The sequence below is a fragment of the Xanthomonas sp. NCPPB 1325 genome, from assembly GCF_041477645.2.
GTDB lineage: Bacteria > Pseudomonadota > Gammaproteobacteria > Xanthomonadales > Xanthomonadaceae > Xanthomonas > Xanthomonas cannabis.
In genome coordinates, this window is record NZ_CM192985.1 from 4,073,859 (window position 1) to 4,092,689 (window position 18,831).

At 63.9% G+C, this 18,831-nt stretch carries 16 protein-coding genes; 11 read left to right on the forward strand and 5 right to left on the reverse strand.

Going from position 1 to position 18,831, the window contains the following annotated elements; translation table 11 throughout:
* Positions 1 to 28: 28 nt before the first annotated feature.
* From ACCQ10_RS17150 to ACCQ10_RS17160, 3 genes are all read left to right on the forward strand, one after another.
* Positions 29 to 430, forward strand: a complete 402-nt coding sequence (locus ACCQ10_RS17150) for a DUF4124 domain-containing protein (RefSeq protein ID WP_047695001.1) — start codon at positions 29 to 31, stop codon at positions 428 to 430.
* Between the two features lie 391 nt (positions 431 to 821).
* Complete coding sequence (locus tag ACCQ10_RS17155; RefSeq protein ID WP_372361373.1) at positions 822 to 2,516, forward strand: proline--tRNA ligase; 1,695 nt, start codon at positions 822 to 824, stop codon at positions 2,514 to 2,516.
* Between the two features lie 143 nt (positions 2,517 to 2,659).
* On the forward strand, positions 2,660 to 3,124 hold the full coding sequence (locus ACCQ10_RS17160) for an H-NS histone family protein (protein WP_179456680.1): 465 nt from the start codon (positions 2,660 to 2,662) through the stop codon (positions 3,122 to 3,124).
* 60 nt (positions 3,125 to 3,184) lie between these two features.
* Here the strand turns inward: ACCQ10_RS17160 and ACCQ10_RS17165 are convergent, their stop codons facing one another.
* Positions 3,185 to 4,444, reverse strand: coding sequence for a threonine/serine exporter family protein (locus ACCQ10_RS17165; protein WP_372361374.1), 1,260 nt, complete (start codon positions 4,442 to 4,444; stop codon positions 3,185 to 3,187).
* Positions 4,445 to 4,610: 166 nt separating this feature from the next.
* Between ACCQ10_RS17165 and ACCQ10_RS17170 the strand changes: the two genes are divergently transcribed.
* The 4 genes from ACCQ10_RS17170 (at position 4,611) to ACCQ10_RS17185 (ending at position 8,215) form a co-directional block, all read left to right on the forward strand.
* Positions 4,611 to 5,723: an MlaE family ABC transporter permease gene (locus ACCQ10_RS17170; RefSeq protein ID WP_039412538.1), complete on the forward strand. Its 1,113-nt coding sequence runs from the start codon at positions 4,611 to 4,613 to the stop codon at positions 5,721 to 5,723.
* Positions 5,724 to 5,808: 85 nt separating this feature from the next.
* Positions 5,809 to 6,645, forward strand: a complete 837-nt coding sequence (locus ACCQ10_RS17175; RefSeq protein ID WP_372361375.1) for an ABC transporter ATP-binding protein — start codon at positions 5,809 to 5,811, stop codon at positions 6,643 to 6,645.
* 2 nt (positions 6,646 to 6,647) lie between these two features.
* Positions 6,648 to 7,574, forward strand: coding sequence for an MlaD family protein (locus ACCQ10_RS17180; RefSeq protein WP_039412542.1), 927 nt, complete (start codon positions 6,648 to 6,650; stop codon positions 7,572 to 7,574).
* Positions 7,571 to 8,215 (forward strand): ABC-type transport auxiliary lipoprotein family protein, encoded by a 645-nt coding sequence (locus tag ACCQ10_RS17185; RefSeq protein ID WP_372361376.1) that lies wholly within the window; start codon positions 7,571 to 7,573, stop codon positions 8,213 to 8,215. The genes ACCQ10_RS17180 and ACCQ10_RS17185 overlap by 4 nt, the downstream gene beginning before the upstream one ends.
* 201 nt (positions 8,216 to 8,416) lie before the next feature.
* Here ACCQ10_RS17185 and ACCQ10_RS17190 read toward each other — a convergent pair whose 3' ends face one another.
* The gene (locus tag ACCQ10_RS17190) at positions 8,417 to 9,013 is read right to left on the reverse strand and encodes an alpha-ketoglutarate-dependent dioxygenase AlkB family protein (protein ID WP_372361377.1); all 597 of its coding nucleotides are present in this window, start codon (positions 9,011 to 9,013) and stop codon (positions 8,417 to 8,419) included.
* A 125-nt stretch (positions 9,014 to 9,138) separates the two neighbouring features.
* On the opposite strand from ACCQ10_RS17190, the gene ACCQ10_RS17195 reads away from it, so the two are divergent.
* Both ACCQ10_RS17195 and ACCQ10_RS17200 read left to right on the forward strand, forming a co-directional pair.
* Positions 9,139 to 10,788: an electron transfer flavoprotein-ubiquinone oxidoreductase gene (locus ACCQ10_RS17195; RefSeq protein WP_372361378.1), complete on the forward strand. Its 1,650-nt coding sequence runs from the start codon at positions 9,139 to 9,141 to the stop codon at positions 10,786 to 10,788.
* A 10-nt stretch (positions 10,789 to 10,798) separates the two neighbouring features.
* Entirely contained in the window at positions 10,799 to 12,865 is a 2,067-nt protein-coding gene (locus ACCQ10_RS17200) for a glycoside hydrolase family 99-like domain-containing protein (protein WP_372361379.1), read from the forward strand.
* Position 12,866: 1 nt separating this feature from the next.
* On the opposite strand, the gene ACCQ10_RS17205 is transcribed toward ACCQ10_RS17200, so the two are convergent.
* Positions 12,867 to 13,505, reverse strand: a complete 639-nt coding sequence (locus ACCQ10_RS17205; protein ID WP_372361380.1) for a CoA transferase subunit B — start codon at positions 13,503 to 13,505, stop codon at positions 12,867 to 12,869.
* Positions 13,505 to 14,236, reverse strand: coding sequence for a CoA transferase subunit A (locus ACCQ10_RS17210; RefSeq protein WP_372361381.1), 732 nt, complete (start codon positions 14,234 to 14,236; stop codon positions 13,505 to 13,507). Before ACCQ10_RS17210 ends, ACCQ10_RS17205 begins: the two co-directional genes overlap by 1 nt.
* 134 nt (positions 14,237 to 14,370) lie before the next feature.
* On the opposite strand from ACCQ10_RS17210, the gene ACCQ10_RS17215 reads away from it, so the two are divergent.
* Together ACCQ10_RS17215 and ACCQ10_RS17220 are read left to right on the forward strand one after the other, a co-directional pair.
* Positions 14,371 to 15,717 carry a phosphohexomutase domain-containing protein gene (locus ACCQ10_RS17215; RefSeq protein ID WP_372361382.1) on the forward strand — a complete coding sequence of 449 codons (1,347 nt, stop codon included), beginning with the start codon at positions 14,371 to 14,373 and terminating at the stop codon, positions 15,715 to 15,717.
* Between the two features lie 45 nt (positions 15,718 to 15,762).
* Positions 15,763 to 17,166: a mannose-1-phosphate guanylyltransferase/mannose-6-phosphate isomerase gene (locus ACCQ10_RS17220; RefSeq protein WP_047692983.1), complete on the forward strand. Its 1,404-nt coding sequence runs from the start codon at positions 15,763 to 15,765 to the stop codon at positions 17,164 to 17,166.
* 275 nt (positions 17,167 to 17,441) lie between these two features.
* Here ACCQ10_RS17220 and ACCQ10_RS17225 read toward each other — a convergent pair whose 3' ends face one another.
* On the reverse strand, positions 17,442 to 18,608 hold the full coding sequence (locus tag ACCQ10_RS17225; RefSeq protein ID WP_039403520.1) for a nucleotide sugar dehydrogenase: 1,167 nt from the start codon (positions 18,606 to 18,608) through the stop codon (positions 17,442 to 17,444).
* Positions 18,609 to 18,831 lie beyond the last annotated feature (223 nt).

Consider the following 18,831-nt stretch of genomic DNA (forward strand, 5'->3'; position numbering starts at 1 on the left):
CGGCGGGAATCATCCAGGGGAAAGCCACATGCACCTGCCGTCCGGGCTTTGCGCCCTGTTGCTGCTGGTCAGCGCCACCGCCGGCGCTACCGATCTGTACAAGTGGAAGGACGCCAAGGGCGTGACCCACTACACCGAAACCCCGCCACCGACCGGCCAGCGCTATGAGGCGCGCCGGATCGATGCGCGCAGCGGCACTGCCGCCATTGCGGCCCCGGAGACCACCGCGCCCGAGTCGGCCGACTGCCTGACCGCCCGCCGCAACCTGGAGCTGCTCAGCGGCAAGGGCGAGGTGAGCATGAGCGCCGGCGCCGACGGCAAGCCCGGCGCGGTGCTGGATGCGGACGCCCGCGCCGCGCAGCGCAATCTTGCCGACGCCGCCGTCAAGGCCTACTGCAAGCCAGCAGCCACCGGCACCCCGGCCACCTGAGCCGGACGGCATTGCCAGCGCACGAGCGGCGCCGTCCTGCCTGTGGACCTAGGCCCATGCACCGCTCATGCTGCCAATACCGCACGCATCCACGCGGCTGACGTCCTGGCAGCACGACTGCACTACCGGAATGGCCGCAGTGGCCTGACCCATTGCACGATCTCCGGGCTCGCGTCGTGACCACCTGGAACCGGCATCGGATGACTCGCCCACTGCCGATGTCCGCGCACGGCCGCTCCCCTGGCGAGGCACTCGCGAGCGCAGGCCAGGGCGCCCGAGAGCCGCCGGGCAGCCGCCCTGCCGGCCGGCGACCACCGGCAAAGCGTGCCCGGCGATGACCGGCAGGGCGCGAGACTGGCAAACTATGGGCTTTCCGCCCAAGCGAAGCCCGATGCGTCTTTCCCAGTTCCACCTGCACACCACCAAGGAAACCCCCGCCGACGCCGAGCTGGTCAGCCACCGTCTGATGCTGCGCGCGGGCATGATCCGCAAGCTGGCCTCCGGGCTGTACACCTGGTCGCCGCTGGGCCTGCGCGTGCTGCGCAAGGTCGAGGCGATCGTGCGCGAGGAAATGAACCGTGCCGGGGCAGTGGAAGTGCTGTTCCCCACCATCCAGCCGCGCGAGCTGTGGGACGCCACCGGCCGTTGGGAAAAGTTCGGCGGGCAGCTGCTCAAGATCAAGGACCGCAAGGAGCAGGAGTTCTGCTACAGCCCCACCGCCGAAGAAGCCGCAGCCGAATTCGCGCGCCAGGAGATCAACAGCTACAAGCAGCTGCCGCTGAACTTCTACCAGATCCAGACCAAGTTCCGCGATGAAATCCGCCCGCGCTTTGGCGTGATGCGTGCGCGCGAGTTCCTGATGAAGGACGCCTACTCCTTCCATCTCACCGACGAGGACATGGCGCGCGAATACGACAACATGCGCGCCGCCTACACCCGCATCTTCACCCGCCTGGGGCTGGAGTTCCGCGCGGTGCAGGCCGATTCGGGCGCCATCGGCGGCGACGCCTCGCAGGAATTCCACGTCATCGCCGCCTCCGGCGAAGACTCGCTGGCGTTCTCCACCGGGTCCGATTACGCGGCCAATGTGGAAACCGCCAGCGCCGCGCTGCCTGCCGCGCGCCCCGACGCCAGCGAAGTGATGCAGCAGGTGGCGACGCCCACCCAGAAGACCTGCGAAGACGTCGCACAGCTGCTGGGCATCGCGTTGCAGCGCACGGTCAAGTCGGTGGCGGTGATGACGCAGGCCGGCTTCGTGCTGGTGCTGGTCCGCGGCGACCATGCGGTCAACGAGATCAAGCTGGGCAAGGTGGCTGGCCTGGCCGACTACCGCCTGGCCAACGAAACCGAAATCCGCGAGCACCTGGGCTGCGAGCCGGGTTTCCTGGGCCCGGTGAACACTGCGCGCCCGGTGCGCGTGGTCGCCGACCGCGATGTCGCGGCAATGGCCGATTTCGTGGTCGGCGCCAATGTGGTCGGCGCGCATCTGGTCGGCGTCAACTGGGGCCGCGACCTGCCGGAACCGGAGACCGTGGCCGATGTGCGTAACGTGGTCGAAGGCGAGCGCGCCGCCGATGGCGGCGAACTGCGTCTGGCGCGCGGCATCGAGGTCGGCCACGTGTTCCAGCTGGGCAGCCAGTACGCGCAGGCACTGCAGGCCACCGTCATCGACGAAAACGGCAAGGCCGCAGTGATGAAGATGGGCTGCTACGGCATCGGCATTTCACGCATCGTGGCCGCAGCGATCGAACAGAACCACGACGAGGCCGGCATCATCTGGCCGGCGCCGATGGCGCCGTGGCAGGTGGTGGTGTGCGTGATCAATCCCAAACAGGACCCCAGCGTGGTGGCCGCCGCCCGGGCATTGCTGGACGAATTGATTGCCACCGGCATCGATGCAGCACTGGATGACCGCGGTCTACGTCCGGGTGCCATGTTTGCCGATATGGAACTCTTGGGCATTCCGCATCGGGTGGTGGTCTCGGAACGGGGATTGGCCGCCGGCACATTTGAATATCGCGCCCGCACCGCCGATTCGGCAGAAAACCTGGATAAGGCCGGATTATTCTCCCGCCTGGGCCGTTGATCAAACAACGCCCCCCGCTCCAATTGGATGAACGCAAGGCGCCGAAGTATTTCGGCGCATTTGTCATACCGGTTTTCTGACATTATGATGGCCGCCGCTGCCACGGACCGGCATTCTTTCTCTCTCATTCTTCCGGAGTAGTGATGTCGATCGATCTCACCGGCCTGTCGGCCAAGCAATTGGGCGCCTTGATCAAAAACGCAAAGAAGCAACAGACCGTGGTTGCCAAGCGCGCCCCGATCGCCAAGGTTCGCACTCAGCTGACCCGTGCGGCAAAAGCCCAGGGATATTCCATCGAAGAATTGTTCGGTAGCGCCGCCAGTGCCGGGCCGGGTCGTCCCGCCGCGGCCGGCAAGCCGGGCCCGCGTGCCGGCCGCAAGCTGGGCAAGGTTCCGCCGAAATACCGCAACCCCGCCAATGCCCAGGAAACCTGGACCGGCCGTGGCAAGCAGCCGCGCTGGCTGGCCGAATTGACCGCTGCCGGCAAGAAAGTGGAAGACTTTCTGATCAGCAAGGTGGGCGGTGGTACGAAGAAGGCGGCGACAAAAAAGACCACGCCGCGCAAGACGGCAACCAAGCGCGCCAGTAAGAAAGCCAAGGCCGCTTAAATCCAGACCAATAAAAACGCCGGCATTGCCGGCGTTTTTATTGGGCGATGATCGGCTTATTCATAAATTCTTGCGCGCCGGAATCAGCAGATTGCCGAACAGCAGGCCGGCCATCAATGCCATCACGATATTGGTCACCGCCAACAATGCCGCTTGTCCGACACTGACATCCTGCTGCTGCACCAGGGTCAAAAATCCCCGCAGGCTGACACTTCCGGGAACCAGCATGATGATGCCCGGCAACCGGATCAGCGCACCGGGTTTTTGAACGACCCGCCCAAACAAATTCCCGGCGGCGGTCAGTGACATGGCCGAGGCAAATACGCCAGCCGGGCCGCCCCAGGCATGCCCGGCATAACGCGCGATGACATAACCGGACATTGCCGCGGCCATGATCCATAAATAATCGCGCCGATTGGCCTTGAACAACACCGCAAACGCGTACGCGGCCACCAGCAGCGAGGCCCACTCCACCCATCCCGACTGCGGACGCAAGGCGGCCACCCGTGGGTGCAGACCGACCAGCTGGGTCAGCGTCACCGCGATCACCGCGCCGACCGTGAGTTTGAGCACCGTGGTGACCGCACCGGCCAGGCGCGCAGTCCCGGACACCCAGTGCTGGCTGGCCAGCTCGTTGAATGCGTTGGTCAGCGACATGCCGGGCAGCAACACCACCAGCGAGGCAATGATCACCGTATTGAGGTTCAACGGCCCGACCAGCGAGGCCACCACTGCCGCCACCACGCCGGCCAGCAGCCCGGCCAGCGCTTCGCCGGCCTCCTTGGTCGCCGGCCGCTTGTCGGTGTACTGGGTCAGCAGGCCGATCGACATGCCGATGGCGCCGGCAGTGGCGATGTCCAGCCAGGGCAGCTTCCACAACCCGGCCACGCCGGCGGCGGCCAGCCCGAACGCCAGCACCTGCATGGTCTTGCCGCGCCGATCGACCTCCCGGTCCAACCGGCGCAAGGCGGTGTGCCCCTGGGCAATGCTCATGCGCCCATTGGCCACGCTGTCGGCCACGTAGTCGGCCACGCTGAGCTTGTACAGATCGTTTTCGCCGGGCGCGAGCCGGATCACCCGGGTGATGTCGCTGGAGCCGATCGCCTTGGTCGGGTCGCTGAAGCTCAGGATGATGCCGGTGGGGTTGGACCAGGGTTCGCAGTCCAGACCGAGTTTTTGCGACAGCCCGACCACTGCCGCCTCCAGGCGCTGCGCAGTGGTGCCATAGGAATGCAGGCGCCCGGCGATTTCCGATACGAAGGCGACGCGCTGGGCGTAGGTGGCGCTGGCGGACGGTAAGACGACGGTGGCAGCGGACATGCGTGGCGGGTCGGATCGGAGAAACGCCGTGTGGCGAGGCCGCCAGTGTATGCCGCAGCGCGCGTAGCCGGCGCCCTGATTGCCGGAGGCAGGGCGATCGCCGCCGCCGCGTCCCCATCTTTCGCTCACGCCGGCCCTGTATGCTGGTGCCACGGACAGGCCACCCATGATCAAACCGCAACCTCCCCGCATCGAACAAGACTCGCAGGATCAGGCACAGATCCGCCTCGCCGGCAGTTGGGTCCTGGCGACCGCCCTGCCCCAGGCAGAACTGTTGCAGACCGTGCCCGACGGGGTGCGCCGCATCGACGCGCGCGGTATCGGGCAACTGGATTCGGCCGGCGTGCTGCAGCTGCTGCGCTTTGCCGGCCGCCTCGGGCTCAAGGAAGACGCCATCGATTTCCGCGACGAGCACCAGGCCCTGGTGTGCACCATCGAGGAACTCAACGACGAACGCCCCAAGCCCAAGCGCGATTACGGCTTCGTCGCCGCGCTCGACCGTCTGGGCCGTACCACCCATGGCGTCGGCCAGGGCATCCTGGAGTTGAACAGTTTTCTCGGCGAGAACCTGGTCAAGATCATGCGGCTGATCCATGAGCCGCGCCGCTTCCGCCTGACCTCCACCGTGCACCACATGGAACAGGTGGGCCTGGACGCGGTGCCGCTGGTGGTGCTGCTGTCCTATCTGGTCGGCGCGGTGATCGCGTTCCTGGGCTCGACCATCCTGCGCGACTTCGGCGCAGAGATTTACGTGGTGGAACTGGTGTCCATCGCCTTCCTGCGCGAGTTCGCGGTGCTGCTGACCGCCATCGTGCTGGCCGGACGCACCGCCAGCGCCTTCACCGCGCAGATCGGTGCGATGAAATCGCGCGAGGAAGTCGATGCCATCCGCACCCTCGGCCTGGACCCGATCGACCTGCTGGTGATCCCGCGCCTGCTGGCGCTGATCTTCACCCTGCCGCTGCTGACCTTCATCGCCATGATCGCCGGCCTGGCCGGTGGCGTCACCGTGGGCGCGTTCGACCTGGATATCCCGCCGCAGATGTATCTGGCGCGCATGCACGAGACCATCCAGTTGCGGCACTTCCTGGTCGGCCTGTCGAAGGCGCCGCTGTTCGCGCTGGTGATCGGCCTGATCGGCTGCCTGGAAGGGCTCAAGGTCAGCGGCACCGCGCAGTCGGTGGGCGAACGCACCACCTCCTCGGTGGTGCAGACGATTTCCTTGGTCATCATCCTCGACGCCATTGCGGCGTTGTGGTTCATGAAGATGGGGTGGTGATGGAGCCGGGATTGGACATTCGGGATTTGGGATTTGTGCAGAGCAGGCGCAAAGCGCTTGCACTGGTATTCGGGAGAAAAGTGCTTTGACCAATCCCGAATCCCCACTCCCCAATCCCTCCCCAGAGGCCGACGACGACCAGCTGGCGATTTCCGTGCGCGGGCTCACTAACCGTTTCGGCAGCCAGACCGTGCACGAAGACCTGGATCTGGACGTGCGTCGTGGCGAGATCCTGGGCGTGGTCGGCGGCTCCGGCACCGGCAAGTCGGTGCTGATGCGCAGCATCCTGGGCCTGCGCGAGCCGGATGCCGGCAGCATCCACGTGCTGGGGGCGGATGCGCGTTCGGGCAGCTTCGCCGACCGGCAGCTGATCACTCGCAACACAGGCGTGCTATTCCAGGACGGCGCGCTGTTCTCTTCCATGACCGTGGGCGAGAACGTGCAGGTGCCGCTGAAGGAACATCACGGCGAGTTCCCGGAGCGCTGGTATTTCGAGCTGGCGCTGCTGAAGATCAAGTTGGCCGGCCTGCCGGCCGATGCGTTGGACAAGCTGCCCTCGCAATTGTCCGGCGGCATGCGCAAGCGCGCGGGCCTGGCGCGTGCGCTGGCACTGGACCCGCCGCTGCTGTTCCTGGACGAACCCACTGCCGGGCTGGATCCGATCGGCGCGGCCGCCTTCGACCGCCTGATCCGTACCCTGCAGCAGGCCCTGGGCCTGACCGTGTTCCTGATCACCCACGACCTGGATACGCTGTACGCCATCTGCGACCGCATCGCGGTGCTGGCCGATCGCAAGGTGATCGCCAACGCGCCACTGGCCGAGGTCGAACAACTCGACCACCCCTGGATCCAGGAATATTTCCACGGTCCGCGCGCACGCGCCGCACGCGCGGCCAAGACCGACTCCACCGAGACCGCCTGAGCATGGAAACCAAAGCCAATTACGTCCTGATCGGCGCCTTCACCATCGTGGCCGGCCTGGCCCTGCTGCTGTTCGGGCTGTGGGCCGCCAAATACTCCTCCGACCGCACCTGGCAGCAGTACCGGGTGGTGTTCCGCGAGGCGGTCACCGGCCTGTCGGTCGGCAGCCCGGTGCAGTACAACGGCATCGCAGTCGGCTCGATCACCGAGCTGACGCTGGCGCCGAACGACCCGCGCCAGGTGGTCGCCCACGTGCGGGTGAATTCCACCACGCCGATCAAGAGCGACACCCGCGCCAAGCTGGCCATCACCAGCCTGACCGGCCCGTCGATCATCCAGCTCTCCGGCGGCACGCCCGAGGCGCCGTCGCTGACCACCATCGACAAGAGCGATGCGCCGATCATCCAGACCACGCCGTCGGCACTGCAGAACATCACCGACACCGCCAACCGCATCGTCGAACGCATGGACGAGATGCTCTCGGACAAGAACGTGGCGAGCATTTCGGCCACGCTGCAGAACCTGGAAAAGATCAGCGGTGGCATCGCCGACCGTGACGAAGGCATGCAGGCGCTGATCGTCAGCGCGCGCGATGCCGCACGCAACCTGGACACCACCCTGACCACCACCAACGGCACCATCAAACGGCTGGATCAGAACCTGGTGCAGCAGCTGCCGGGCATCCTGAGCAAGCTCGATGCAACGTTGGTCAAGCTGGATTCGGCCGCCGGCAATGCCGACAACATCCTTGGCGAGAACCGCGCGGCCATCAACAGTTTTGCCAACGACGGGCTGGGCCAGCTCGGCCCCACGCTGACCGAATTGCGCGGCCTGATCCGCGACCTGCGCCGGGTCAGCGACAAACTGGACAACAACCCTGCGCGCTACCTGCTCGGCCGCGACGCACCCAAGGAGTTCGAACCGAAATGACTGCCATGCGCGTGTTGCGTCCCCTGCTGTGCGTCTCGTTGCTGGCGCTGGGCGGCTGCTCGGTCCTGACCGGCGGCGACAAGAAGCCGGCCACGATCTACGCGCCCACCGTGCGCGTGACGCCGAATCCGTCCTGGCCACAGGTCACCTGGCAGCTGGCGATCAATAAGCCCAACGCTGCGCGCGTGATCGACAGCCCGCGCATCAACGTGCGCCCGACGCCGGGCGAATTGCAGATCTACCACGGCGCCGGCTGGGCGCAACCGGCCACCGACATGCTGGAAGACAGTGTCGTGCGCGGGTTCGAGGACTCCGGCAAGATCGCGGCGGTCGCGCGCATCGGCACCGGCATCCGCTCGGACTACAAACTGGCGATCGACCTGCGCCGCTTCGAGTCCGATTACGCCGGCCAGCCGGTGCCGTCGGCCACCATCGAACTCAACGCCAAGCTGCTGCACTCCTCGGATCAGCGCGTGGTCGCCTCGCGGACCTTCCTGGTTGCCCGCCCTTCCAGCGGCACCGATGTGGCAGCGGTTGCCGCAGCGTTCGAGCAGGCGCTGACCCAGGTCACCACCGACCTGGTGGGCTGGACGCTCACCACCGGGCAACAGGACAGTGCGGCGCTGCCACGCACACCGTAATCCGACACGTCCACCTGCAGCCCCGGACGCATCTCACCCGGCATCAGATCCAGCACTTTGCATCGGCATCAGATCCAGCATCCTGCACGCGACGGGATCCACCCGCCTCCCTTCTCCCGCAAGCGGGAGAAGGTGGCGCGCAGCGCCGGATGAGGGCACGCACTGCCCCAAGCCTGATCTCACGCCCGCCGCGAACCACCGTCATCCTGCAGCAGCCGATGCAATCTGCCGAAAAGTAAGATTGATCCGCTCCCCCACCGGCCGCGCCGTGCGTGGCAGGGCATGCTTGTAGCAGCGTTGGGTGTCGCCACCCATCAGCAGCAAATCGCCGTGCCCCAGTTCCAGCGTCTGCTTCAAGGCCGCATCGTCGCGATGCTTGAACGCAAAGCGTCGCGTTGCGCCCAGGCTCACCGAGGCAATCAACGGCTGGGCGCCCAACTCCGGCTCGTCGTCGCTGTGCCAGCCCATCGCATCATTGCCACTGCGATACCGATTGACCAGCACGCTATTGAACGGGCGGCCGGTGTCTTCCTGCAGACGAGCACGTAACGGCTGCAATGCGTCCAGCCACGGCTGCGGCGAAAACTGCGTTCCCGAATAGCGATAGCTTGCCTCCGGATCGCCGATCCAGCTGCTCAGGCGCGGCGAATCCACCACCCGCCCGAACACGCGGATGCGGTGCACCTCCCACTGCACCTGTGTCAGCAATGTCTGCAGCAGCGCATCGGCTGCCGCCGCCTGCAACCAGCCGCGCCACCACTGGACCTGCGCGCCCGGCAATGGGACCGGAATCTTCATTCCCGAACGCTAGCACGCAGGCCCCTGGCGGCGCTGTCCACGGCGGATGAATCGCAGCGATTTGCCGCCATCACATGCAATCCCGGAAAATGCGCACCAGCCATCGAGCCAACGGGAGCGGAGCAATGTCGGAAGCGGGAATCGGCGCGCAAGCGTCAGAGGCGGTCGAGCGTGACGTCATGGAATACGACGTCGTCACCGTCGGTGCCGGTCCGGCCGGGCTGTCGTTCGCAATCCGGCTCAAGCAGCTCAACCCCGAGCTGAGCGTCTGCGTGATTGAAAAATCCAGCACCATCGGCGCACACATCCTGTCCGGTGCGGTGATCGAGCCCGGCCCGCTGGATGCCCTGCTGCCGGGCTGGCGCGACAACCCGCCGCCGATCTGCGTGGCTGCCACCGACGACGAATTTTGGTTTCTCGGCAAGGACAGCGCACGCAAGTTCCCGGTGGTGCCGCCGGGCATGCGCAACCACGGCAACTTCATCGTCAGCCTGGGCGCAATGTGCGCCTGGCTCGCGCCGCAGGCCGAAGCGCTGGGCGTGGAGATCTACCCCGGCTTTGCCGCTGCCGAGACCCTGCATGACGACAGCGGCCAGGTGGTGGGCGTGCGTATCGGCGACATGGGCGTGGCCAAGGACGGGTCGCACAAGCCCGGCTACACCGCCGGCATCGACATCCGCGCCAAGGTCACCGTACTGGCCGAGGGCGCGCGCGGTCACCTGACCAAGCGGCTGCTCAAGCGCTTCGACCTCACTGCCGACAGCGACCCGCAAGGGTATTCGATCGGCATCAAGGAGCTGTGGCAGGTGCCCGAAGGCCGCGTTACGCCAGGCAAGATCGTGCACACCATCGGCTGGCCGGCCGACAATCGAACCTACGGCGGCAGCTTTCTGTATCACCTGGACAATAACCAGGTTGCGCTCGGCTATGTCAGCGGACTGGACTACAGCGACCCCGAATACCAGCCGTGGGAAGTCTTCCAGCAATGGAAGAACCACACACTGATCAAGTCGCTGCTGGAGGGTGGCAGCATCCTGTCGGCAGGCGCGCGCGCCATCGTCACCGGCGGCTGGCAGTCGCTGCCAAAGGTGGAGATGCCGGGTGCCCTGCTGATCGGCGACACTGCCGGCCTGCTCAACGTGCCCAAGATCAAGGGCACCCATCAGGCGATCCGCAGCGGCATGCTGGCGGCCGAGCATCTGGTGCAATCGCAGCTGGCCCCGCAGGGCTTCGACGCCAAGTTGCGCGCCTCCGATGCCATGGCCGAATTGAAGACCGTCCGCAATATCAAGCCCGGTTTCAAGAAGGGGCTGTGGTTCGGCCTGCTCAACGCCGCCTGGGAGACCGCCCTCAAGGGCGCCTCGCCATGGACCCTGAAGAACAAGCCCGACTGGTCGGCCCTGCGCAAGATCGGCGACTACGAACAACCCAAGCGCGATTACGTCAGCCGCGAGCTCGCCCCGCGCGACCGCCTGCAGGCGGTGTATTTCGCCGCCACCGAGCACGACGAAGACCAGCCGGTGCATCTGCAGGTGCTCGACACCAACATCTGCGCCACCCGCTGCGTGGAAGAGTACGACAACCCCTGCACTCGCTTCTGCCCCGCCAACGTCTACGAGATGGTCGCAGACACCGCCAGCCCCTCCGGCAAACGCCTGCAGATCAATGCCGCCAACTGCGTGCACTGCAAGACCTGCGACATCAAGGACCCCTACGAGATCATCAACTGGGTCACACCGGAGGGTGGTTCGGGTCCGAACTACCAGAATCTGTGAATTATCACGTATGAGCCAGTTCTTTTTTAAACGCCTCCGCACCATTGGTTACTACATGCTACGTGCTGGCTTTCGCATAGTGCCAATTTCGGATGGCTTGCGTGACCGCTGTAGGAACTGGTTTCTTGACAGATACACCAATTGGGTCCCGGCCCCTCAAAAGGGTCGAGCCGCAGAGGTAGGCACCATGGCTCTGCGCCTGCTACAGCGAAGCGATGAAGCAGCGATCGGCCACACTCCCTACCGATACGATGTTCTGCCAGTGCCTATGCCAGCGACGTTGATCGCGTTCTATCTACCACAATTCCATCCGATTCCGGAAAACGACGCATGGTGGGGCAAAGGCTTTACCGAATGGCGCAATGTTAGCCGCGCCCTACCGCAGTTCTATGGCCACATGCAGCCACGGATTCCTGCAGATCTCGGGTTTTACAATCTTCGCGACCGGAACGTTATGCGTCAGCAGGCCGAGCTAGCATCAGAGTACGGAATTGGCGCGTTTTGTTTTTACTTTTATTGGTTTGCGGGAAAAACGTTGCTTGAGGAGCCCGTACGCAAATGGCGCGATGATGCAAGCATCCTTTTGCCCTATTGTCTATGCTGGGCCAACGAGAATTGGGCCCGTCGTTGGGATGGGCGCAACGCCGATATCTTGATCGAACAGCAACATAGTCTTGAAGATGATCTAGCGTTCATTTCTCACGTTAGCACTTACCTCAGCGACCCTCGATACTTGCGTGTAGATGGGAAGCCACTGCTCCTCGTTTATCGCCCGAACTTGATGCCGGACCCTAGCGCAACTGCATTGCGGTGGCGCGAGTGGTGTATGACTCACGGCATTGGCGAAATTCACCTCGCATACGTCCAAGGATTCGAACGTCCTGACCCTCGGGATATCGGCTTCGATGCGGCAGTGGAATTCCCCCCAAACATGAGTTCTCCGCCGTCGTTATCTCAGGCGCAGCTGCTGATAAACCCTGATTTTTCAGGGGAAGTGTTGGACTGGCGTGCTCTCGCTGCCGAAATGGCGGCTAGGCCTTTACCGAAATACACGCTTTATCCGGGCGTCAATCCTGGCTGGGACAATGAGCCGCGTCGCTCTGGGAACGGCCGCGTGTATCACCACTCTTCGCCACGCGGCTATCAAGCATGGTTATCTCAGACCATTCACGAGCGGCTCGCAGCCGTTCCAGCCAATAGGAACCTGGTATTTATCAATGCTTGGAACGAATGGGCAGAAGGTGCTGTGCTAGAGCCAGACGCGCGACTCGGTTATGCTTGGCTTGAGGCGACCCGTAGGGCGTTGCAACCGCGACGTCCGTGCAACGTACTACCTCATGTGATCATCCACGCTTGGTACGTTGATGTTCTAGAAGAACTTTTGATACAACTACGCGAAGCGGCATTCGATCATCACCTTATTATTACGACAACGGATAACAACCTCCTTGCAGTCAATCGCATCATCAAACTTCAGGGAATGGAGGCAGAGGTAGTAGTACATGAAAATCATGGTCGTGACATCCTGCCGTTTTTGAGGGTTGCAGATCGGCTTATCGATGCGGGCGTATCGGTGATACTCAAGTTGCACACCAAGCGCTCCACACATCGCCGAGATGGCGATCAATGGCGACGAGATATGGTTAGCAGCCTGCTCGCCCGCGAACGTGTCAGGAGCATTATCGATGCATTTGATCAGCGGCCTAATTTAGGACTGGTTGCACCTGAAGGCCATATCCAGCCGCTGAGCTTCTATTGGGGAGCAAATGAGTCCGCAGTGCGGTCGCTAGCCACCCGGATAGGGATAACTCAACCAGACATAGGCTCTGCGAGCTTCGCATGCGGAAGCATGTTCTGGCTGCGCCTACAAGCAATTCAGCCAATTTTAGATTGTCATCTGCGACCAAGTGAGTTTGAAAAAGAAGCAGGTCAGGTAGACGGCACAATGGCACATGCAATTGAACGCCTACTAAGTCTTTCTACAATTGACACAGGTTATGCATTAGCCAGTGCCGCCTCCATCGTCGGAGCCAAGGAACAGGCCATGGCTCCGTACAAATACGCGCATAAAAGCTAGTTCAAGTCGCTGCCGTCAAAAATGGCACTCCTGTCTTAGCCCGCGCTTCCTTCTCACTTACCCCTTCTGCAATCTCCACCAGGATCAACCCGTCGGCAGTGACATCGAACACCGCCAAGTCGGTGATGATGCGATCCACCACACCGACGCCGGTCAGTGGCAGGTCGCATTCGCGCAGGATCTTGTGGCTGCCGTCCTTGGCGACGTGCTCCATCAGCACCACCACGCGCTTGACGCCGGCCACCAGGTCCATCGCGCCGCCCATGCCCTTGACCATCTTGCCGGGCACCATCCAGTTGGCCAGGTCGCCGCGGTCGGTGACCTGCATTGCGCCCAGGATCGCCAGGTCGATATGGCCGCCGCGGATCATCGCGAACGAATCGTGGCTGCCGAAATAACTGGCGCCAGCGCGCGCGGTCACGGTCTGCTTGCCCGCATTGATCAAGTCCGCATCCACTTCGTCCTCGGTAGGAAACGGGCCGATGCCGAGCAGTCCATTCTCTGATTGCAGCCACACGTCCACGCCTTCCGGGATGTGGTTGGCCACCAGCGTCGGCAGTCCAATTCCCAAATTGACGTAGGCGCCATCGGTCAGTTCGCGCGCCGCACGGGCGGCCATCTGGTCTCGGGTCCAGGCCATTACTGCTGTCCTTCGCGCACGGTGCGCTGTTCGATGCGTTTTGCCGGCGTGGCGTTGAGCACCAAGCGGTCGACGTAGATACCGGATAGATGCACGTGGTCCGGGTCGATGGCGCCCAACTCCACGATTTCTTCGACTTCGGCAATGCAGACGCGACCGGCCATGGCGCAGGCCGGATTGAAATTGCGCGCCGTCTTGCGGAACATCAGGTTGCCCGCGGTATCGGCTCGCCACGCCTTGACCAGCGCGACGTCGGCCTGCAGTGCGGTTTCCAGCACATAGTGCTTGCCGTCGAATTCGCGGGTCTCCTTGCCCTCGGCCACGATCGTGCCGTAGCCGGTGGCGGTGTAGAACGCAGGGATTCCCGCACCGCCCGCACGCAGGCGCTCGGCCAGCGTGCCCTGTGGGTTGAACTCAAGCTCGAGCTCGCCAGCCAGATACTGACGCTCGAACTCCTTGTTCTCGCCCACGTAGGACGAAATCATCTTGCGAATCTGCCGCGTGGCCAATAATTGACCAAGCCCGAATCCATCGACCCCGGCGTTGTTGGAAATCACCGTCAACCCGCCCACCCCGCTGTCGCGCACGGCGGCGATCAGCGCCTCGGGGATCCCGCACAACCCGAAGCCGCCTACTGCCAGGGTCTGGCCATCGGCCAGCACGCCCTCGAGCGCCGCCTCGGCACCGGCGTAGCGCTTGCCAGCTGCCTTGTCACGTCCATCATTGCGCATCACCGCCCTCACCTCGCTGATGTGAAGCGGCCATTCTATCCGCTGACTGTTCCCTGTCCTCGGTCGCAATTCCGCCACACCCAAGACACGGCGCACCCGCTAAACTCGGGTGTCCCCCACCCTAGGAATTGCCCATGACGCTACCCGCCTTCAAGGCCTACGACATTCGCGGCCGCGTGCCGGATGAACTCAACGAGGACTTGGCCCGCCGCATTGGCGTGGCACTGGCGGCGCAGCTGGATCAGGGGCCGGTGGTCCTGGGCCACGACGTGCGCCTGGCCAGCCCGGCGCTGCAGGAAGCGCTCTCGGCCGGCCTGCGCGCCAGCGGCCGCGAGGTCATCGACATCGGTCTGTGCGGCACCGAGGAGGTCTATTTCCAGACCGATTACCTCAAGGCCGCCGGTGGCGTCATGGTCACCGCCAGCCACAACCCGATGGACTACAACGGCATGAAGCTGGTCCGCGAGCAGGCGCGACCGATCAGTTCCGATACCGGCCTGTTCGCCATCCGCGACACCGTCGCGGCCGATACCGCCGCACCCGGCGAGCCCACAGCCGCCGAGCAGAGCCGCACCGACAAGACCGCCTACCTGGAGCACCTGCTCAGCTACGTGGACCGCAGCACGCTCAAGCCGCTCAAGCTGGTGGTCAATGCCGGCAACGGCGGCGCCGGCCTGATCGTGGATCTGCTTGCGCCGCATCTGCCGTTCGAGTTCGTCCGCGTGTTCCATGAGCCCGATGGCAACTTCCCCAACGGCATCCCCAATCCGCTGCTGCCGGAAAACCGCGACGCCACTGCCAAGGCGGTCAAGGACCACGACGCCGATTTCGGTATCGCGTGGGACGGCGACTTCGATCGTTGCTTCTTCTTCGATCACACCGGCCGCTTCATCGAAGGCTATTACCTGGTCGGCCTGCTCGCACAAGCCATCCTGGCCAAGCAGCCGGGCGGCAAGGTCGTGCACGACCCGCGCCTGACCTGGAACACGGTCGAGCAGGTCGAAGAAGCCGGCGGCATTCCGGTGCTGTGCAAGAGCGGCCACGCCTTCATCAAGGAAAAGATGCGCAGCGAGAACGCCGTGTACGGCGGCGAGATGAGCGCGCACCACTACTTCCGTGAATTCGCCTACGCCGATTCCGGCATGATTCCATGGCTGCTGATCGCCGAGCTGGTGTCGCAGTCCGGTCGTTCGCTGGCCGATCTGGTCGAGGCGCGCATGCAGAAGTTCCCCTGCAGCGGCGAGATCAACTTCAAGGTGGCCGACGCCAAGGCCGCGGTTGCCCGCGTGATGGAGCACTACGCTGATCTATCGCCTGAGCTGGACTACACCGACGGCATCAGCGCGGACTTTGGCCAATGGCGCTTCAACCTGCGCAGTTCCAACACCGAGCCGCTGTTGCGTCTGAACGTGGAAACCCGCGGCGATGCCGCATTGCTGGAAAGCCGTACGCAAGAGATTTCCGATCTGCTTCGCGGCTGATTTACCCTCCTCCCCCACCTTGACGCACTGGAGTTTCCCCCGCTCATGAGCGACGTCCTTCCGATTATCTTGTCCGGTGGCTCCGGCACGCGCCTGTGGCCGCTGTCGCGCGAGTCCTATCCCAAGCAGTTTCTGCCGCTGGTCGGCGACAAGAGCATGTTGCAGGCCACCTGGCTGCGCGCGGCTCCCGTCGCAGGCCATGCTCCCATCGTGGTGGCCAACGAGGAGCACCGCTTCATGGCCGCCGAGCAGCTGCAGCAGCTCGGCGTCAAACCTTCTGCCATCCTGCTTGAACCCAAAGGCCGCAATACTGCCCCGGCAATTGCAGTCGCAGCCTTGGAAGCCAGCCGCGATGGCGCCGACCCCTTGTTGTTGGTCCTGCCCTCAGATCACGTCATCCAGAACGAAGCTGCGTTCCAGGCAGCGGTGACAGTGGCAGTGGCTGCCGCAGAACAAGGCAAGCTGGTGACCTTCGGCATCAAGCCGACCGCACCGGAAACTGGCTACGGCTACATCAAGGCCGGCGCGGGCACTGGCGCGAGTGCGGTCGAACGCTTCGTCGAGAAGCCCGACCTGGCAACCGCACAAGGCTACCTGGCCAGCGGCGAATACTACTGGAACAGCGGCATGTTCCTGTTCCGTGCTTCGCGCTACCTGGAAGAACTGCGCAAGTTCCATCCGGCCATTGCCGATGCCTGCCAGACCGCGTGGCAGAACGGCAAGCGCGACGCCGACTTCACCCGCCTGGACAAGGACGCCTTCGCAGCAAGCCCGTCGGATTCGATCGACTACGCGGTGATGGAAAAGACCGCCGATGCGGTCGTGGTGCCGTTGGATGCCGGCTGGAACGACGTCGGCTCGTGGTCGTCGCTGCTGGACGTGTCCGAGCAGGATGGCCAGGGCAACGCGCATCATGGCGATGTGATCCAGCTGGATTGCCGCAACACCTACGCCTATGGTTCGCGCCTGATCGCCATGGTCGGCCTGGAAGACGTCGTCGTCGTCGAGACGCCGGATGCCGTGCTGGTCGGTCACCGCGATCGCATCCAGGAGGTGAAGGATGTGGTCGGCCGGATCAAGTCCGACGGCCGCTCCGAAGCCACCTGGCATCGCAAGGTGTATCGCCCGTGGGGCGCCTACGACTCGATCGACATGGGCCAGCGTCACCAGGTCAAGCGCATCACCGTCAAGCCCGGTGCCGTGCTGAGCCTGCAGATGCACCACCACCGCGCCGAACACTGGATCGTGGTGAGCGGCACTGCCGAAGTCACCCGTGGCGAGGAAGTGCTGCTGCTGACCGAAAACCAGAGTACCTACATCCCGCTGGGCGTCACGCATCGCCTGCGTAATCCGGGCAAACTGCCGCTGGAACTGATCGAAGTCCAGTCCGGCAGCTATCTGGGCGAAGACGACATCGTGCGTTTCGAGGACACCTACGGCCGCGCCTGATCGCGCACTCGACGTAGACGGCAACATCGACGGCGGCCAATGGCCGCCGTTTTGCGTTATCCCTGCCTCGCTTCGATCACAACACGCTGCGCAGGCAGATCACAGGTCGCCTGCTTCCGCAGGCTGCATCGCACGTCGATGCGTGCGGGCAATGCTGCTGCCGCCCCGTTGGCGTTCGCCCGAAAGGCCGCGAACGGCCCCGTAGCCCAAGACAACATCATGGATGGCCTGGACGAGTGGCATCGCCACCCGCCAAGACGCAGGACCTGCCGGGCTCAGTTGTCGCCGAACAGATCGCGCGTATAGACCTTGTCCTGCACGTCCTGCAGCGCGTCGGCCATGCGGTTGCTGATGATGACGTCGGCCTCGCGCTTGAAGGCCTCCAGGTCGTTGACCACGCGCGAGCGGAAGAACTCCGGATCGCTCAGCGTCGGTTCGTACACGATGATGTCCACACCCTTGGCCTTGAGGCGCTTCATCACGCCTTGGATGCTGGACGAACGGAAGTTGTCCGAGCCGGCTTTCATGATCAGGCGATAGATCCCAACCACCTTGGGATTGCGCCGCAGCACGTCGGCGGCAATGAAGTCCTTGCGGGTGGTGTTGGAATCGACGATCGCCCGGATGATGGTCTGCGGAACGCTCTGGTAGTTGGCCAGCAACTGCTTGGTGTCCTTGGGCAGGCAGTAACCGCCGTAGCCGAAGGACGGATTGTTGTAGTGGCTGCCGATGCGCGGATCCAGGCAGATGCCTTCGATGATCTGGCGGCTGTCCAGCCCGTGGGTGAGCGCGTAGGTGTCCAGTTCGTTGAAGTAGGACACCCGCATCGCCAGATAGGTGTTGGCGAACAGCTTGATCGCTTCGGCCTCGGTAGGCTCGGTGAACAACACCGGCACGTCGGGCTTGAGTGCGCCTTCCTGCAGCAGCCGCGCGAAGGTTTCCGCGCGCGCCGAGCGCTCGCCGACGATGATCCGCGACGGGTACAGGTTGTCGTACAACGCCCGGCCCTCCCGCAGGAATTCGGGCGAGAAGATGATGTTGTCGGTGCCGAACTGCGCGCGCAGCTTGGCCACGTAGCCAACCGGGATGGTCGACTTGATCACCATCGTCGCCTGGGTGTTGATCTCCAGCACCTTGGCGATCACCACCTCGATCGAGCTGGTGTTGAAGTAATTGGTGTCCGGATCGTAGTCGGTGGGTGTGGCAATGATCACGAACTCGGCGCCGGCAAACGCTTCGTTGGCGTCCAGCGTGGCCTTGAAGTTCAGGCCACCCTCGGCCAACGCGGCCTCGAGTTCCTTGTCGACGATCGGAGAGCGGCCTTCGTTGATCAGCTTGACCTTGGCCTCGACGATATCCAGCGCCACGACCTCATGGTGCTTGGCGAGCAACACGCCATTGGACAGACCGACATAGCCGGTACCCGCGACAGCGATCTTCATTGGGATTCCTTGCGATTTTGGATGGGGGAGGAGGCAGCGCGCTGCGCGCAGGTCATGGCGTGATGACGGTACGGCCGAGCCCGTCATGGGCCGGCGCGCCCGCTGGGGGACACGCGAAAACCTGCACGGTGCCAACCGATGCGACGTAGCGCACACACATGCACACATCCAGCCCATGCATCACGCATCGCATCCGCTTCAGCGGCACATCCACGTTGGCCAC

Bases quoted from the DNA above. Each gene is read 5' to 3' on its own strand.
- ACCQ10_RS17150 (WP_047695001.1), top strand. From the start codon at position 29: ATGCACCTGCCGTCCGGGCTTTGCGCCCTGTTGCTGCTGGTCAGCGCC.
- ACCQ10_RS17155 (WP_372361373.1), top strand. From the start codon at position 822: ATGCGTCTTTCCCAGTTCCACCTGCACACCACCAAGGAAACCCCCGCC.
- ACCQ10_RS17160 (WP_179456680.1), top strand. From the start codon at position 2,660: ATGTCGATCGATCTCACCGGCCTGTCGGCCAAGCAATTGGGCGCCTTG.
- ACCQ10_RS17165 (WP_372361374.1), bottom strand. From the start codon at position 4,444: ATGTCCGCTGCCACCGTCGTCTTACCGTCCGCCAGCGCCACCTACGCC.
- ACCQ10_RS17170 (WP_039412538.1), top strand. From the start codon at position 4,611: ATGATCAAACCGCAACCTCCCCGCATCGAACAAGACTCGCAGGATCAG.
- ACCQ10_RS17180 (WP_039412542.1), top strand. From the start codon at position 6,648: ATGGAAACCAAAGCCAATTACGTCCTGATCGGCGCCTTCACCATCGTG.
- ACCQ10_RS17185 (WP_372361376.1), top strand. From the start codon at position 7,571: ATGACTGCCATGCGCGTGTTGCGTCCCCTGCTGTGCGTCTCGTTGCTG.
- ACCQ10_RS17190 (WP_372361377.1), bottom strand. From the start codon at position 9,013: ATGAAGATTCCGGTCCCATTGCCGGGCGCGCAGGTCCAGTGGTGGCGC.
- ACCQ10_RS17195 (WP_372361378.1), top strand. From the start codon at position 9,139: ATGTCGGAAGCGGGAATCGGCGCGCAAGCGTCAGAGGCGGTCGAGCGT.
- ACCQ10_RS17200 (WP_372361379.1), top strand. From the start codon at position 10,799: ATGAGCCAGTTCTTTTTTAAACGCCTCCGCACCATTGGTTACTACATG.
- ACCQ10_RS17205 (WP_372361380.1), bottom strand. From the start codon at position 13,505: ATGGCCTGGACCCGAGACCAGATGGCCGCCCGTGCGGCGCGCGAACTG.
- ACCQ10_RS17210 (WP_372361381.1), bottom strand. From the start codon at position 14,236: ATGCGCAATGATGGACGTGACAAGGCAGCTGGCAAGCGCTACGCCGGT.
- ACCQ10_RS17215 (WP_372361382.1), top strand. From the start codon at position 14,371: ATGACGCTACCCGCCTTCAAGGCCTACGACATTCGCGGCCGCGTGCCG.
- ACCQ10_RS17220 (WP_047692983.1), top strand. From the start codon at position 15,763: ATGAGCGACGTCCTTCCGATTATCTTGTCCGGTGGCTCCGGCACGCGC.
- ACCQ10_RS17225 (WP_039403520.1), bottom strand. From the start codon at position 18,608: ATGAAGATCGCTGTCGCGGGTACCGGCTATGTCGGTCTGTCCAATGGC.